This is a genomic window from Dictyobacter halimunensis, from assembly GCF_036245075.1.
This window is the reverse complement of the sequence record NZ_BSRI01000001.1, coordinates 3382380-3397841: the sequence shown is the minus strand read 5'-3', so window position 1 is coordinate 3397841 and position 15462 is coordinate 3382380. Positions and strand designations below refer to the sequence as shown.

The window sequence follows — 15462 nt, the reverse complement described above, 5'->3', positions numbered from 1 at the left end:
CCTGGTTGACATTGCGCTTGCCATAAGCAAGCAGGCATAATGACTGATAGTGTTGTTGTCACGATGAAAAAAAGAAGGAGTTGCTATGTTTGCAAAAACTTCAGCTCGAACAAGCAAACCCATCCTGGCGATCATGATAGTGGGAGCAATATTGATGCTAACAATTACTCCAGGCATACTATCCAGAACGGCATCGGCCGCCACGAGCACAACAGCTACCGTCCGGCTTCTCCACAGCCCTACCGGAACTGCCCAGTTGAGCTACAACGCCAGTAATCAGACACTCACTGTGACCACCAGTCTGGTGGGGCTCGCCCCCAATAGCACGCATCCTGCCCATATCCATCAAGGAAGCTGCGATCACCCTTCGGGTATTCTATATGCGCTGCAAAATGTCGTCGCTGACGCCAAGGGACAGGGCACAACAACGACAGTCATACACAATGTGGCAGGTGGAATTCCCGCGACCGGCTGGTCTATCGTCGTCCACAATGGCCCCAATATGCAACCGGCTGACCAACATGCGCACATCGCCTGCGCGAGTGTTCAGAATCCTCAAGCGCTCACAACCGTCAATACAACGCTGGGGCCAACCCTTGATGCCAATGAAAATGCGACTGGTACCGCTCATTTGCAGTTGAATAATGGCACGCTGACAGTCACCTTACATGTGAGTGGGCTGGCCCCAAATAGTCAGCACGCCGCACATATCCATGCTGGCAACTGTCAGGCCACTATGCAGGTGCTCTATGACTTGAGCCCGCTGCAGTCCGACAGTGCTGGCAATGCCAGCAAAACAATGACCTTCAGCGGAGTCGCAGCCATTCCAAGTACGGGTTGGGATATCAATGTCCACTATTCAACCGATCTCTCGACCCAAACAGGCTATAATCCCATCCTGTGTGGAAATGTCGTACCCGATTAAGTGTTCTAACGCCGAGAGAGAAAGATGCCAGCGTCTGCTGGCATCTCTGCGACCGCTGAGGGTCACCTATTGGTTCCCGTTCCTCCTCTCAAAATGAACATTTTCATGCCGGGTGGTGTTTCCAGGCATAAAGATCTTGTTTCATTCTATTGGAGTGGGCTCTGTACTTCGTTGATCGTATGAACCTGCGCCGGATCAATTTCCCCAATATAACTGGATGATGCATCTCCACTTGACGTGAGCCATAAATGATTGTGTGTATCAAACGTCAGATGATAGGGCTGGCTCTGAGCAATCGACGGTTTTACAGCGGTAAATGTCTTGGTCTGGGGAAGATAGCGAATGAGGGTGTGACCATTCGGGCAAGCAATCCAGACCTCACCCTGAGCCGAGACAGCGATACCAGAAAACGTCAATGGGGTATCAGTCTGTTGCGTTCCTGAGGGGACCTGATATTCTGTCACCTGCCGAGTCTTGACATCAATCTTCCCGATTTTCCCTGTTTGTAGTTCAGCAAACCAGATCTGACCATGCTGCTCAGATGCCAATGCAGACACCTCCATTTGAGGATCAGCAAGCTTTGATATGGTAAATTGGGTGGTTGCAGGATCGAAGCGAGCAATCACCCCTCCGGTGAGCATTCCGAGCCAGATCTGTCCCTGTGAATCAATCGTGATACTATAAGGATACAGCTGGTTTCCATCAACCTGCGGTAATGACCAGAGGCGGACTTTTCCGGTCGCGGGATCGAGCTGACCCAGTTGGCCGCTACTCACCGCCGTAAACCAGAGCATCCCTTTCGCATCAAAAAAGAGATCCTGAGGACTTAATCTTTGCCCCTGGGTGGTTGGCAACTGAAAACGCTGCAATTGCTGCTGTTGTGGCTGGAAGCGACCAATAGAATTACTACTCTGCTCAGCAAACCAGACGTTTCCCTGCTCGTCAAGGACAGTATTCATGATACCATTTTGATTCTGCGTGAGAGGCCAGTCCGCAATCTTTCCGGTACGTGTATCCAGGCGTACCAACCGATTATTCGACATGTCCCCAAACCAGATGTTGCCCTGTTTATCGGCAATTGGGGGCATTAAATCGACATTGGGATGGGAAATGGGATACGTTTTCACCGCCACGCTCCCCGCATGCAGGATGCCACCTGTGACAACATTGGCGGCCTTAGTCGTGGCAGACGCGCCACCAGTCCCATCTGTCCCCTTCATCTGGGCTCCATTATCGCCATTTGATGGCCAGAAAATAAACAGGCCCGCGGCAGCCACAACAATACAGAGAAGGAGGCTGAGAAGAATCACAGGCAGTGGCGAAGACTTTGGCAACGTCCCACCATCATCTAGAGCCCTCCCATACTGGTCGGGGTCTACTTCCCGTTGCCTCTTTTGTTGATCCGTATGCATGGACCATCCTCCCTCACGCTACTTTGTATTGTTCGCCAGCAACTGCTGCAGATTCTTTGCCAACATCTCTGGTGTGAAATTACTCCCCAGATACACGCGTTCCCGCCCCTGAGCATCAATAAGGTAGATACCAACCGAATGCGTCATCGCCGCATTGCCCTGGGCAGGCGTGACACCAACGGCATAGTCTTTCCAGATGGGGCGCAACTGCTTTTCGGTTCCCAGCAGGAAGTGTAAGTAGCCGGTCAGGCGATGCGCGGCCACGAATGCCGTCGCCAGATGTGCATTGTCGACTGCGGGGTTAACACTAACAGCATCCCAGTGGACCTGTGCGGCCTGCGCTCCGAGCAGTTGCGTTGCGGAGTACATCTTTTCGGCGGTGAGCGGACACGGGCCAGGACATGTTGTATAGAGAAAGGTTAAGACAACGGGTCGACCGCGAAGCGCCTGTAATGAAACTAGCTTGCCATTTTGATCATGAAGTTGAAATACCGGTGCCGGCGTCTTTCCCATGTCCGTGCCCTGATACGACTGGTCAACGGGAGCACTCTTTGGCGCTGTGCTGAGTCTGGTAACGTAGAACAACACATTCGCGCCCACCAGGATCAGGAGCACGCCTACCATCAGGGCAACAAGCCATTTCCACCGATGCTCTTTTTTCAGCGTACTTTTTTGCGTGACCCCTTCTTCTTCGTTCGATACGGTTGGAATCATGAATAGATATCCTTTTCTAGCCAGCTATATATATGACAGTGTTCTTCATTTTCAGACTGATGTACACCAGGCGTTTCGCCCACAGTATTCCTGTTCCAAACAAGCATAGACACAGCGCAAGCGCAGGAACCTTAACATCTTTCATTCAGACCATACAAATCCCTTAATACAGTGGGGAGGAGACAGAAAATAGGGAGGACGCTGTAGATTGAGCATAGGTACATATCCCTAGCAAATATGACCACAGGATAGGAGATCAGAGTGGTATTGCCTATTCGGCCTTCTCCCTAACTTTTTTCTGTAAGATAGTAGTAACAGGCTGCGTTACTCTCGCCAACCCATCTACAATTTTGCGAAGTTGTATCTCTTGGGAGCATAGTAGATTGAGGTTATTTTGATCAGCAAGCGGCGTACCCCTCCATTTCATCACTAAAAAACAACCCCCAAAATAGGTACTTCTCCTAATGCACACTTGATAGATCAATCCTTATCCAAAAAACAAATTGAAAGCAGTATATAATGGTACCAGTATTAACGATAATGAACTGCCATATTCCACAAACAGCACCCAAACATCTTATGTTATACTAAATACTGGTAGGCATAAAAATAAGTATCGCATTGCTATCAAAGGAGGACGACGATGGTACTAACAAGACAGCAACAACACACATTGGTTAAAGGAGCCATCTTTGGAGCTCGTGGAGATTCCTGTTCATGCGATCCTTGTGATTGTAATCCCTGTAAATGCGGTGATGGCCTCAACGGTAGCCTGCCAAATTATCCCTTCTGGCGCGTGACTGGGTTTTATATCGAAAATGGAATGATCAAAGACATTGATGTGTCACAGCGCACCATCCTGAGCCTGACCCAACCAGTCATTGAAGGGCAAAACGATCGCTGGCAAGACGTAATCCTTGTCGACGCCGACGCCACACCGTTACAGATTACAGCCCTGTTAAACAGCTTTGAGCAGCACTTAGAGAGCGTCCCAGCTGAAGTAGCACCCCTGCCTCGAACGCAGCGCGCGGTGTATCGTGCCAGCATCAACTATGATGGCACCAATTCTCAAACACCCACACTACATGCAGTCTTCAACCCGGATCAGCAATCGCTGGTACGGACCTCTGATGACGCGGCGGCCCCACAGGCCAGAGCCTGGAACTACCAGGGATTGATGGCCCTGAGAGAGACCTTTACATTCAAAGGCTAAAGCGTCACGTAGAGAAGCAAGATATCCTCGCAAGTAATACCTACATAGGATAAATAAGGGAAAAGAAGTACAGTATAGGAGGGCGAGATGCGGGGCAAGATGATATCCTCGCATGCTCGCCCGAGCGAACAATGAACGTGTTGCCTGCTTTGGTTCTGTCAGAACTGAGAACACATAGATGTACAAGAGATCCAAAAGAGCTTCTTCAAAGACTGTGGTAAAGCTATGAAACAAGCATTATAAGTTCATGCAAGGCCACAAGCCGTTCACGGAAAATCTGGCGCCGTTGAGCCAGTGAGATGGCGTTCTTTGTCGTTGCGTGAAGGCGGAAATACTGGCGTAACTCATCAAATGCTCGACAGAAGCGAGCAGCGGATACAACGTTTCCAAAGCCATGCATCGAAGAATAGCGTTGTTTGATCCCGCGATGATCTTGTTCAATCTGGTTGTTGAGGTAGGCGCTTGTCCGGTGCAATACGTCATTTCCCATCGTTTCGCCGATGGCACGAGGGTAGGAACGATGCCCATCAGTTGTGACCTGCTGCGGGGTGTGCCCAACAACTGCGATGGCTTGCTTGAAGAACGGTTGTGCGGCATCCATATTGCGCTTTTCACTCAACCGCGAATCCACAAGATTGCCGTCTTCATCAACAGCTCGATACAGATAGCACCATTTTCCATTCACTTTGATGTAGGTCTCATCCACGTACCAGGATCTTCCTCCTCGTCCATGTCGCTTTGTCCGCAACTGGTCGGTCATCAAGGGCGCAAAACGTCTTTCCCACTCTCGAACGGTCTCATGTGTGAAAACAAAGCCACGTTCCAAAAACATCTCAGCCACATCACGAAGACTCAACTTATACCGTAGTCGACAGAAAACAACAAGGAAAACGACATCAGTAGGTACTTCAAGATAGTTAAATGGAGTCCCAGTCCGTTCATTGAAGGTCCGTCGGCATCCTGGGCAGAAGAAGGTTGCATAACCCAATTCTGTCTTCTTCGCTCGTTTTTTTGCTGAAGACGCTGCGCAATGGGGACAGTTCATCAGTTCATGCTCTCCTCGTTCAACACTCTTTTTCGAGGATGAGTATAACAGAAAGGTAATCACATCGCCAAGATGGTGTTTGAGTTCTGACAGAACCCCTTGTTGCGCAACCCGCGGGATAAACCAGGTTTTACTCCCTATTTGCTTGTCAGAGAAGATGCGATCATTTATCATCCTTTACTAGATCACCCCCTGATCGTACTACTGGTCTTTGTGTCAGCAGAAAAACAGGCAATGATTGGCTAGCGTGTCCGAAGGTCACGAGACTAAGTTGCCACCATCCAAAATCAGGGCATGGTATCGAAAACATCAATCCCCACCTGACTTCACTCCCACACGGAATCGATAGGTGTCGCCTTGTGTGAGATAGTGTATGTTCGTGGTGAGGGAAGCCTTCTTCGCCGCTTCCTTAAAATCGTCCAACCCCGACAGAAAGACGGAGTAATCGTTGAAGTGGATCGGGATGGCTTCATGGGGATGGATGATCTTCACTGCTTGAACGCCCTGCTCCCCATTCATCGTGACCAGCACACCCAGGAGCGTCGTGCCTCCCACATGGAAGAGGCCCAGGTCGATATCAGGGTAGCGCTTTGGAATGTCGTGAAGAGGATCAAAGATGAGCGTATCTCCCGAGATGTACAAGCGAAACAAATGCTCACCCTTGCGGCTAAACTCCAACATGCTGCCCATCACTGGAGGCAGGAGGTCGACAACGGGGTCAGGAGCGTGCTTGGCAGGCATAGCCGTCACGAGAAGTTCGGAGTCACCCTTTTTGATCGGTTGCGATTCCCAGGTGTTAATTGCGTGGAGGTTCTTAAATCCCAACGGAGCAAGCTGTTCCGTCGCGTGCTGGGTCGTGACAATGGGAATCTGCTTATCGAGCTCACTGGCTGCCACATCATCAAAGTGATCGCCGTGATAGTGAGAGAGGACAATCAGATCGAGTGGCGGAAGGTTCTGGGGTGCGCATGCCGGTTCAGTCTCGCGCCGAGCATATATGCCATGACCAAGTGGCGTGAAGCCTCCCTGGTGCATAAAGGCAGGATCGGTGAGGAGGGTGAACCCATCGTACGTGATGAGGGTGGTGGCATTCCCTATGAAGTATAATTCCCCGGCGTCCGTGTTGACCGCGCCCGAAGGCGGAAGTTCGATTGGCGTGCTCTGAGCCATAGTTGGTACTCCTCTGCTGTATAAAATGTATATGCGTGTGTCGAAAAGATCATAAATTCGCCATTGCTGACGCATAAAATACGAGTCAAACGACAGCATGATTCTATCCAGCCTCCATATCAGAGGGTAACACGTTTTCGTACTCGGGAAAGATACTCATCAGATTTCGGCCAGCGGATACCCCCCTCTCTCTGACACTTTTTGAACCATGCAGGAAGTGCTACCATAAAGCATCGATCATGTTTTCTCAATAGTTTCAAAAGCGAATAGAAAAATAGCAATTTTCTAGTAATATATAGAAAACAATGCACAATTTTAATATTAGAAGTAAAATATGTATTACAAACAAAATATAAAAATATATCATCCCGATACAGAAGATGCTTTTATCTGGTAAAATATTGTAAAGAAAAAGATGATCTGCTACAGAGCGAAGGAAAGCGCGCGAGAGGTCACCATCATGAGGAACCAGCAATGGACGAACTACCATCGCCGAACAGCAGCCTTAAAGACATTTCATTCCTATGATCATCTGCTCTATCTCCAATTAAAAGTGCGCAAGCACTCCACACTGGGCTATCTCAGCCCAATGCAGTTTGAAATCATGAAGCGTTGACTTTTCACTTCATGGGATCATTCAAACCCGGGACAACAACAAAACGCTTTACCACGTTCTCATACGTCCTGGCTTTTTTCATAATCGTCGTCCTCCTCCTTTAATGCGCTCATCCCTTCGGTTTCCTACTCCTATCAAGATGGCTTCTCTGCGCTGACGGTATCGAGTCCTACCGCTCCCTCTTTACTTGTGACCCCCAACCCCATAATAGAAAGGAGTTTGAGCAGAAGGAACGTGAATACGAAAGAATAGGCCGCCGTTGCTCCCACTGCAAGAATCTGTACCAGCAGTTGCCCTGGATTGCCGAAGAGCAACCCATTTGCTCCGACGCTATTGATCACTTTCTCCGCAAAAACACCAGTAAGTAGCACGCCTATCAGTCCTCCTATGCCGTGGGCAGCCCACACATCAAGCGTGTCATCGATCTGTATCCACTTAGTGCGTAAGAGTACCATCAGATAGGTCCCAAGACCTCCGAGTACGCCGATGGCAATGCTGGATATGGGGCCAACAAATCCACTTGCAGGTGTGATAGTAGCCAAGCCACACACTGCCCCTGTTACTAGTGCCAGAGCACTTGGTCGACCGTTCTGAACCCAGCTAAGTGCCAGCCAGGTAAGTCCGGCGGCCGCTGCCGCCGTATTCGTCACGACAAATGCGCCCACAGCCAGAGGGGAAGCGCTTAATGCGCTTCCCGCGTTAAAGCCGAACCAGCCAAACCAGAGCAATGCAGCTCCCAAGGCGGTGAGGGGAACGTTATTGACTTCCGTCGCTTCTCCCCTCTTGAAGCCGATCCTCTTTCCAACGGCAATAGCCACTGCCAGCGCAGCAAACCCTGCACTGGTATGAACGACGATGCCACCTGCGAAGTCAAGAGCGCCAAGCTTGTGCAGCCAGCCATCAGGATTCCAGACCCAATGAGGGATCTGTCAGAACTCAGGACACGGCGAGAAATGTCCCCAGAAAGTGGGGAATGCCTCTTGCAAAACGAGCAGCTGGTGGGGAAAACACAAGTATATGAGCGCTGTTTTAGAGGAAAAGTGGGGAAACCTTTCATCCATTCCCTGACTGTGTTCTGAGTTCTGACAGATCCAAGGACACCTAACGACACATACAGAACAATCTGCCGTACTCACAGAAACAGAAAGCAGCGGGAACACCAGTCAGCATGCCTCCTATCTCTCGCTAGTGCTGTTGCTGCTGCTCAGAAAGCCTCTGCAATAACCGAACACATCGCTCTCCATCAGCAAGACCCACATGATGCTCTTCGGCCAGGGCCTCCGCCGGTCCAGAAAAAGAACACGTCGCAACAAAAATACCCCGTGCGGCCTTGTGAATGTGGATCGCCCCGATAAAGCGCTGAATATCCGGAGTGCCCACGCGACTCCCTGGTGCGTAGCGTTTGCACTGGATGATGATTTTCTCGCCGCTGTGGTTTGTCCCAATGATATCAGCACCCCGATCTCCAGATCCTCCAACAACCGACGCGTCCTGAAGAACCCCGAGCCCAACAAACAGGCTCCTGATGACCTCTTCAAACTCACGCGGGGAGAGCGCCAGCAGTTTCCCGATCGAATCCATGTACGCGAGGCGCTCACGCTCTTTGCGCTCTTCCTCAAGAACCTGCTGCCTGGCCGCAATGGGATTTGTAACGCTGGCCCTGATCGTGGAAATGGCACTGCTCATCATCAAAATATCGACCTTCAACAGTGGCTTTATCCTGCTGCGCTCAGAGACGTTGCTATGGATCAGCAATGTACTCGTCTTCTCGGTATGGTACTGGAACATCGATGGTGGAGGTCCACGCAAGCGGCACGAAAACGCGCACCAGGCCAACGACTTCCTGTTTCCCCAACAGGTCAATGGAGCCTCCTGGGAAACGCACTTCTTTGATTACCTCTTTGTCGCCTTTACGGGTGCCACGGCGTTCAGTCCCACCGATACCGCCCCGCTCGGTCGCCGAGCCAAAGTATTGATGAAGTTAGAGGGACTCATCTCATTTATGATCGTCGCGTTCCTGATCAGCCGCGTCGCCAACATCTTCTAGCCTGCTGACTGGAATCCAGAAGCAGAAAAAACAGATAGGGATCATTTGTCGGCAGGATATCTATCTTACTGCTGTCCGGTCAAAAGTCCATAGAAGAGCATGACAGCTGCCACAGCCATAATCAGGAAGGTCAATACCAAAAACACATTAGAGATCCAGCCAAAGGCATACTGGTGCATAATCTTGCGATTATTGCCGACCAGCAAGAGATACACAACCAGCACGGGCGCCAGCACACCAGAGATAATATTCGCCCACAGAATAAGCTGAATTGGATCCAGATGGCAGAAGGCAAGCAGCATGCTAAGCAGCAGGGCTATGGTAAGGATCAGGTAGAAGCCCTCGCTCTGCCAGGTTTTTTTCGATAGGCCGGACGGCCAGCCAAACGTACCGGTAACGGCATAAGAAGTGCTGGCCAGCAACACAGGGATCGCCACCAGGCCCGCGCCGATCAAACCGACTGCGAACAGGTATTTCGCCACGGGCCCCATAATTGCGACCAGGGCCAGCGCTGCATCGGAGGCCGTGGTAATGTTTTTATGATGGGTGAACAATGTGGTCGCGGTACATATAATGATACAGTAGGCCACCAGATTTCCACTCACGACACCAACACCGATATCCCCAAAGGCCTGCAACAATTTCTGCCTGGTATTACCCGGTCGGCGCTCTTCCTTCTCCCCATGCACCTGCCAATAAATGTTATAGGGAGAGATAGTCGCGCCCAACAAAGCCACGGCGCTACTACTACTGGCAAAAGTAAAATTGATATGTGGTAGAAAAGTATTGCTAAGAATCGAGCCCCAATCTGGCCGGGCCATAATATCGGTAATAATATAGGTTATAAATGCCAGGCCCATCACAATGAAAATTCTTTTAAGCGCCTCAAAATTGCTAAAAACGGTTAAGTACCAGAGGATCAGAGCGATCGGAACAATAAACCAGATCCAGTTGATATTTGTCAAAAGTTGAAAGCCACTACCAATCGCAACCAGGTCGGCGGTAATGAGGGCGACATTGGCGATGATCAAGGTCAGGGAAGCCACAATAGCACTGACACGGCCATAATGCTCGCTTAACACTTCCGCCAGACCTTTTTGCGTCAAACGCCCTATGCGGGCGCAGGAGTACTGTACCACTTGATATAAAGGGGTGGAAAGCAACAACAGCCAGAGGTGCCCAAAGCCCGCCTGCGCACCATCTATAGAATATGAAGCCACCGCAGATGAGTCATTGCCGGCCATACCCGCCAGAAAACCTGGACCCAGGATACGCAGCCATAGAGAAGAGGGCAACTGCGTATCATGGTCATCATCCTGATCGCTATGCTCATGGCGCCTGACTTCCATTGCCCGGACACCATCAGCGGTAGGAATATCCTTCTCAACCTCTGTCAGTAACGAATCCCGATGTTGCTGCTTGCTCATTACCTCTTCCACCCTGCGGATGTTCAATGCTTCAGCCTCACGCTCATCAATATCCAGAATCACATAACCGGGATTACCGTCCTCAGGCCTGCTGGCGGGCACAATTTTTTGCACACGATCTAAAGGCACATCCAGTTGCTTTTGAAACACGGTCCCTTTTCGAACAATAAGTTTTGAGGTATTCCCCTGCTCATCCCTCACCACCTCATGTACATAAGGCTGACTAATATCCTCTTCCCCCAGATTCCCATTCTCCGTCTTCACCAGCATCCCCGGCTTAACGCGCGAAGAACTCTTATGCTTCCTTTTTGACATATTATATTTCCCTCAAAATGTTTTTTCGCCACAGGCAACACAAAACCACAGAATAAAGAATAATACACCCCTGTAAAATTCTGGTTTGTATCCCTAAATAAATGTTCTTGCGCAACGTTTCGCATCAAGCGCTCGTAAATAGGTTACCATTAAGAGTGTGTCGTAACTAAGAAATGTACCGATAGAGAAAAAGAAAGGAGACCGTCAAGCCAAGAGAAAGGATGAGATCAGATGAGCAAGCAGCGTGTCCGAAAGCCCTATCCCTCCGATGTCACCGATGCGCAATGGGAGATCCTGGCTTCCTTCATTCCAGAACCCGGAAACTGGTCGCCTCGTGAACCCATTGCGCGGCGCGAGATCGTCAATGGCATTCTCTACCTTTTGCGAACAGGCTGTTCATGGAGGCAGATGCCACATGATTTGCCCAACGGAAAAACCGTTTATCATTATTTCCGTCGGTGGAAACTCGATGGCACCTGGGAAAAGGCGATGACCGCATTACGCAAGCAAGTCCGAACGCAGAGAGGCTGAGATGAAGAACCGAGTGCGGCCATCATCGATAGTCAATCGATCAAGACCAGTCCCGTGCGAGGCAGCGACCGCGGCTTCGACGCCGGGAAAAAAAATCTTCGGGCGCAAACGGCATCTGCTGGTGGATACCCTTGGACTGCCGCTCGCTGTCAAGGTTCATTCGGCAGGACTCGTTGATCGTCGAGGAGCTCCCTTGCTCCTGCAGGATCTCGCCGGGCGCTTCAGGCGTCTGCAGCATCTGTTCGCCGATAGCGGCTACAGCGGGCCACTCGTTGCGTGGATCAAAGAGCACCTGGGTTGGACAACCGAGATTGTTCCCAAGCCGGATCCTTGGGCTCTCATCAACGGCGAACTTGTCCGCGTTTGTGGCCCCAAAGGCGGCTTTCAGGTGCAACGGCACCGATGGAAGGTGGAACGCACTTTTGGCTGGTTGATCCGTTCCCGGCGCTTGGCTCGCGATTATGAGGGCCTGCCTTCCAGCAGTGAAGCTTTGATCCAGATCGCTTCGATCCGGCTCTTTCTGACTCGTTTGGCTCCTTTCCATTCAGTGGCAACCTAATTACGACACACTCTAACACGTAACTACAAGAAATCAGGACTCAACAATAGCAAAAGCGGAATATGCTGGCTGTCGCTACATGGGCGGTGCTGGAAAGGGCATTCCAGCACCGCCCACCTCTCTCCTGTTCACGCGCTCTCGCACTCATCCGACCAGACCACTCCCTCCCTCCACACGCCACGCTGTCTCCTGACCCGTCACCTGACATGGCACCTGACATCCTTCCCACCTCAACTCTCGCTGCCACCAGCACAAACCATAGCCGTCTCCTGACACGTCAGCAACCAGATCTCGCGCCACCAACTCACCAGCGCAGCGCACCACCAATCAGGCCCTCCCATACACGGTTCACGCCATCCCCTCCTCGTCAGGATGAAGCTCAACTCAACCGACTGGCGTGGGGATATGTCCGTCTACCAACCACCTCTTTCCAGGGGGTGTGCATCCTCCTCCACACAGACACCACCACCCAGACCCATCCATACACGGTTCAGGTAGATCTGTTTCTTTCAGCTCCAGTTCTTTCAGGTCATCCTCTTTCTTTCAGATCATCCCTTTTCTTTCAGGGGTTGTGTTGCAAGAAATGAGAAGAAACAAGATGAGCGTGGAATGCCTCTCCTTGTTCAGCTTAGACAACAACTCCAAAGAGTCTGGCGACCAGTGCGGCCTGCCCTTGTACATCGCCTTTGTTCACGCCTTGTACCTGCCCCTTCCTCAGCATGTTCATCACCTCGAAGCCTTGGACGGTTCGCCAGGCTGTTTCGAAGGAGAAAAAGCCCATCCCTGGCTTGGTCAAGCGTTTGATGAACCGGTGGTCTTGCTCGATCAGATTGTTGAGGTATTTCACTTGCCGCAGTTCCACATGTTCAGGCAGCACTCCGGCTGCTTTAAGCCCGGCAATCGCTTTGGGATAGGCTGCGTTCTTATCGACATTGATCACTCTTGGGATCATGCTGCGGACCTCAAAACGAGCAGAAGCGGTGGGTTGAGCTGCATCCTCTACCGAGGGATCTTTCATGAGTTCCAGGGGCAAACGGTCTTGAGGGGGAGAATACGTTGTGCGTTGCAAGGCTTTGAGGAAGAAGCGTTTGGCAGCCTCTGCATCCCGCGTTGGGCTCAGGAGAAACTCGATCGTATTTCCTTCAGAATCCACTGCGCGATAGAGGTACATCCAAACTTTCTTGACTTTAATGTACGTCTCATCGACTTTCCACGAATCATTCCAGGCTTTCAGGTGAAGCCGACAGCGTTTTTCCAATTCTGGAGCATAGTGCTAAACCCAACGATAGATGGTCGTATGGTCGATGGATAGGCCCCGCTCCCGCATCATCTCTTCCAGGTCTCGGTAGCTTAATAGTCTTCCACACTGAAGGTGATGCCTGATCCTCTTTTCGTTTAAGGAGCCTCCTCACGTGACGGATACAAATGTTTCAGTTTAATCCGCGCATCAGGAGGAGTAAAACGCCATTGCACCGTAGCTCTTTGCGCGTTGCGTGCCTGCTCCCACGCAGCGATTTCTTGACGGAGTTGCTCGATATCGCCGATGCGCCGCTTGAGACATTGGTTCACTAAGACGGAAAGCTCGATTTCAACCATATTCAACCAGCTTCCATGCAAGGGTGTATAATGCCATTCGATTCGTTTGGCTAAGCGGAGCGCTTCTGGAAAGGCAAACGTTTCATAGAGTGCAGCAGGAGTATGTGTATTCAGATTATCGAGCACCAGTCGCACTTTGGAAGCCTGAGGATATTTCTCATCGAGCAAGTATTTGAGACAATCGGCAAAATCTCGCTTCGTGCGTGTTGCTTTCACGAGAGCATGGCGCCAGCCTGCTTGTGGCTCAAACATGAGAAAGGTGCTACATGCACCATGTCGCGAAAACTCGGTATCCTCGCGAGCGAGCCGGCCGGGGCGCGGTGGTTCCGGTGACTGGAGATGTCCAATCAATTGGCAGGGACGTTCATCAATGCAGACGACAGGGTATGCTTCGTCGTAGGGCTGCATATACAAGTCGAGAAGATCTTCCATCCGCCAGACAAACTCCGCACCTACCTTGGGAATGCACCACTCTTCTTTGAGCCAGGGCTTGAGGTCGTTTTTTTTAGCACACGACGGACGGTTTCATCAGAAATTTCCTCGACGATGTGAAGCTCGACCAACTTATTGGCGAGCAGTTGTAAGGTCCAACAGGTGCGCCCTTCGGGAGCATCACTGCAGGCTAAAGCGATCAAATAGGCTTCTTGTCTCCCGTCCAGTCGGGGTTTGGCTCCAGGCCGCGGCAACTCGTTGAGGGCATATGCAAGTCCTTTTTGACAATAGCGTTTCCGTACTCGTTGGACTGTTGCTCGTCCTACTTCCAGAGTCTGCGCAATGTCGTCGTCCGATTTGCCTTGATGGGCCAGCAGTAAGATATATCCTCGAACAATGGTTCGCGCCGGATGTTCTCCCACTTTGAGCAGATCGTGTAGTTGTTTGCGCTCTTCCTCCGTCAGGTTGACTTGGTGGATCAGAACCATTGAATTGTCCTTTTTCTCTTAGCATACCTCAAGGAGAAGCCAGGCATCAAATCTAGTGTGGAAGACTACTTAAAGCATACCGAAGATACCAACGAACACAGAGCAAAATGATCGCTGCTTCAAAATGACGCCATTTGAATAGTTTGGCATGTTCCATGGCAGGGCCTCTCTTCAGAGAATAAGCCCAAGCTTATCGCATTGGCGTCATCTTTGCAACACAACCATGTTGATCGAATGGTATCACAAGCCTTGACAGCCTAGCATCTCTCTATTATAATGAGCGAACAATCATTCACAGTGAACGATCATTCATTCATTTATATAAAGGAGGCAGGCTTATGAAAGATCCCGTGAAAGCGTCCCTACAAGAGCAGTTGGCTGCCGCCCGGCGCGCTCAGATCCTCGATGCGGCGATCAAGGTGTTCGCGCAGAAAGGCTTCCATGCGACGACCATTAAAGATATCGCGCGCGAGGCTGATCTGGCGGATGGAACGATCTATAAATACTTCGAAAATAAGACGGCGCTCTTGCTTGGCATCCTTGAGCCCCCAAGAACGCGAGCTCAACAGGATATGAGCTTTTTGCTAGAACCCGATGCAGACATTCATAGCGTTATGAAGGCCTTTATCCACCAGCCATTGATGGCCTTCAAAAAAGATAATTTCGAACTCTTTAAAGTGATTGTCTCGGAGATTCTGGTCAATCAGGAGCTACGCGAACGGTTTCATCAACAGGTGCTGGGACCGATGCTGCAAGGAGGTGAAGCATACCTGCGCCACTGGTCAGAGCAAGGCATGATCTCACCACAGAATATCGATCTGACGATACGTGCCATTGCAGGGATGATCCTTGGCCTGTTGCTAGAACAGAGCATGGGCGATCAAACGCTTGAAGCACAATGGGATACATTGCCTGATACGCTTGCCTCACTGATTGTTAACGGCATCAAAAAAGAACCATTGTAGGAGAAAT

The 15462-nt window shown here is 50.7% G+C and carries 13 protein-coding genes and 3 pseudogenes; 6 read left to right on the top strand and 10 right to left on the bottom strand.

All coding sequences use genetic code 11. The features are described 5' to 3' along the window. Positions 1-85: 85 nt before the first annotated feature. A complete protein-coding gene (locus AABA21_RS13945) occupies positions 86-925 on the top strand; it encodes a CHRD domain-containing protein (RefSeq protein ID WP_338250928.1) in 840 nt (279 codons plus the stop codon). A 146-nt stretch (positions 926-1071) separates the two neighbouring features. Here AABA21_RS13945 and AABA21_RS13940 read toward each other — a convergent pair whose 3' ends face one another. Both AABA21_RS13940 and AABA21_RS13935 read right to left on the bottom strand, forming a co-directional pair. Continuing rightward, entirely contained in the window at positions 1072-2337 is a 1266-nt protein-coding gene (locus AABA21_RS13940; protein WP_338250926.1) for a Vgb family protein, read from the bottom strand. Positions 2338-2355: 18 nt separating this feature from the next. After that, the gene (locus tag AABA21_RS13935) at positions 2356-3051 is read right to left on the bottom strand and encodes an SCO family protein (protein WP_338250924.1); all 696 of its coding nucleotides are present in this window, start codon (positions 3049-3051) and stop codon (positions 2356-2358) included. Between the two features lie 643 nt (positions 3052-3694). On the opposite strand from AABA21_RS13935, the gene AABA21_RS13930 reads away from it, so the two are divergent. Further along, a complete protein-coding gene (locus AABA21_RS13930; protein WP_338250922.1) occupies positions 3695-4264 on the top strand; it encodes a DUF1326 domain-containing protein in 570 nt (189 codons plus the stop codon). A gap of 223 nt (positions 4265-4487) precedes the next feature. Here AABA21_RS13930 and AABA21_RS13925 read toward each other — a convergent pair whose 3' ends face one another. Both AABA21_RS13925 and AABA21_RS13920 read right to left on the bottom strand, forming a co-directional pair. Further along, entirely contained in the window at positions 4488-5309 is an 822-nt protein-coding gene (locus AABA21_RS13925; protein WP_338251039.1) for an IS6 family transposase, read from the bottom strand. Between the two features lie 309 nt (positions 5310-5618). Continuing rightward, positions 5619-6479 carry an MBL fold metallo-hydrolase gene (locus tag AABA21_RS13920; RefSeq protein WP_338250920.1) on the bottom strand — a complete coding sequence of 287 codons (861 nt, stop codon included), beginning with the start codon at positions 6477-6479 and terminating at the stop codon, positions 5619-5621. Positions 6480-6939: 460 nt separating this feature from the next. On the opposite strand from AABA21_RS13920, the gene AABA21_RS13915 reads away from it, so the two are divergent. Beyond that, positions 6940-7095, top strand: coding sequence for a hypothetical protein (locus tag AABA21_RS13915; RefSeq protein ID WP_338250919.1), 156 nt, complete (start codon positions 6940-6942; stop codon positions 7093-7095). A 134-nt stretch (positions 7096-7229) separates the two neighbouring features. Here the strand turns inward: AABA21_RS13915 and AABA21_RS13910 are convergent, their stop codons facing one another. Together AABA21_RS13910 and AABA21_RS13905 are read right to left on the bottom strand one after the other, a co-directional pair. Continuing rightward, positions 7230-8021 carry an ammonium transporter gene (locus AABA21_RS13910; RefSeq protein ID WP_338251037.1) on the bottom strand — a complete coding sequence of 264 codons (792 nt, stop codon included), beginning with the start codon at positions 8019-8021 and terminating at the stop codon, positions 7230-7232. 259 nt (positions 8022-8280) lie between these two features. Then, on the bottom strand, positions 8281-8784 hold the full coding sequence (locus tag AABA21_RS13905) for a restriction endonuclease (protein WP_338250917.1): 504 nt from the start codon (positions 8782-8784) through the stop codon (positions 8281-8283). Between AABA21_RS13905 and AABA21_RS13900 the strand changes: the two genes are divergently transcribed. After that, positions 8768-9142 carry a hypothetical protein gene (locus tag AABA21_RS13900; protein ID WP_338250915.1) on the top strand — a complete coding sequence of 125 codons (375 nt, stop codon included), beginning with the start codon at positions 8768-8770 and terminating at the stop codon, positions 9140-9142. The two genes, AABA21_RS13905 and AABA21_RS13900, sit on opposite strands and share 17 nt — an antisense overlap. A 65-nt stretch (positions 9143-9207) precedes the next feature. On the opposite strand, the gene AABA21_RS13895 is transcribed toward AABA21_RS13900, so the two are convergent. After that, positions 9208-10884, bottom strand: coding sequence for an NRAMP family divalent metal transporter (locus AABA21_RS13895; protein WP_338250912.1), 1677 nt, complete (start codon positions 10882-10884; stop codon positions 9208-9210). Positions 10885-11115: 231 nt separating this feature from the next. Between AABA21_RS13895 and AABA21_RS39410 the strand changes: the two are divergent. Beyond that, positions 11116-11974 (top strand): annotated as a pseudogene (locus AABA21_RS39410) (IS5 family transposase). 628 nt (positions 11975-12602) lie between these two features. Here AABA21_RS39410 and AABA21_RS13880 read toward each other — a convergent pair. The 3 genes and pseudogenes from AABA21_RS13880 to AABA21_RS13870 all read right to left on the bottom strand — a co-directional run. After that, positions 12603-13358, bottom strand: a pseudogene (locus AABA21_RS13880) (IS6 family transposase). An 11-nt stretch (positions 13359-13369) separates the two neighbouring features. After that, positions 13370-14490 (bottom strand): IS630 family transposase gene (locus AABA21_RS13875; RefSeq protein WP_420917116.1). Its coding sequence is split into 2 segments (ribosomal slippage): positions 13370-14067 and positions 14067-14490, totalling 1122 coding nucleotides; the frame shifts between segments, so codons are not numbered across the junction. Positions 14491-14557: 67 nt separating this feature from the next. Beyond that, a pseudogene (locus AABA21_RS13870) lies at positions 14558-14647 on the bottom strand (IS6 family transposase); the annotation flags it as partial. 181 nt (positions 14648-14828) lie between these two features. Between AABA21_RS13870 and AABA21_RS13865 the strand changes: the two are divergent. Continuing rightward, a complete protein-coding gene (locus AABA21_RS13865; RefSeq protein WP_338250903.1) occupies positions 14829-15455 on the top strand; it encodes a TetR/AcrR family transcriptional regulator in 627 nt (208 codons plus the stop codon). Positions 15456-15462: the final 7 nt, after the last annotated feature.

Bases quoted from the DNA above. Each gene is read 5' to 3' on its own strand.
- AABA21_RS13945 (WP_338250928.1), top strand. From the start codon at position 86: ATGTTTGCAAAAACTTCAGCTCGAACAAGCAAACCCATCCTGGCGATC.
- AABA21_RS13940 (WP_338250926.1), bottom strand. From the start codon at position 2,337: ATGCATACGGATCAACAAAAGAGGCAACGGGAAGTAGACCCCGACCAG.
- AABA21_RS13935 (WP_338250924.1), bottom strand. From the start codon at position 3,051: ATGATTCCAACCGTATCGAACGAAGAAGAAGGGGTCACGCAAAAAAGT.
- AABA21_RS13930 (WP_338250922.1), top strand. From the start codon at position 3,695: ATGGTACTAACAAGACAGCAACAACACACATTGGTTAAAGGAGCCATC.
- AABA21_RS13925 (WP_338251039.1), bottom strand. From the start codon at position 5,309: ATGAACTGTCCCCATTGCGCAGCGTCTTCAGCAAAAAAACGAGCGAAG.
- AABA21_RS13920 (WP_338250920.1), bottom strand. From the start codon at position 6,479: ATGGCTCAGAGCACGCCAATCGAACTTCCGCCTTCGGGCGCGGTCAAC.
- AABA21_RS13915 (WP_338250919.1), top strand. From the start codon at position 6,940: ATGAGGAACCAGCAATGGACGAACTACCATCGCCGAACAGCAGCCTTA.
- AABA21_RS13900 (WP_338250915.1), top strand. From the start codon at position 8,768: ATGGCACTGCTCATCATCAAAATATCGACCTTCAACAGTGGCTTTATC.
- AABA21_RS13905 (WP_338250917.1), bottom strand. From the start codon at position 8,784: ATGATGAGCAGTGCCATTTCCACGATCAGGGCCAGCGTTACAAATCCC.
- AABA21_RS13895 (WP_338250912.1), bottom strand. From the start codon at position 10,884: ATGTCAAAAAGGAAGCATAAGAGTTCTTCGCGCGTTAAGCCGGGGATG.
- AABA21_RS13865 (WP_338250903.1), top strand. From the start codon at position 14,829: ATGAAAGATCCCGTGAAAGCGTCCCTACAAGAGCAGTTGGCTGCCGCC.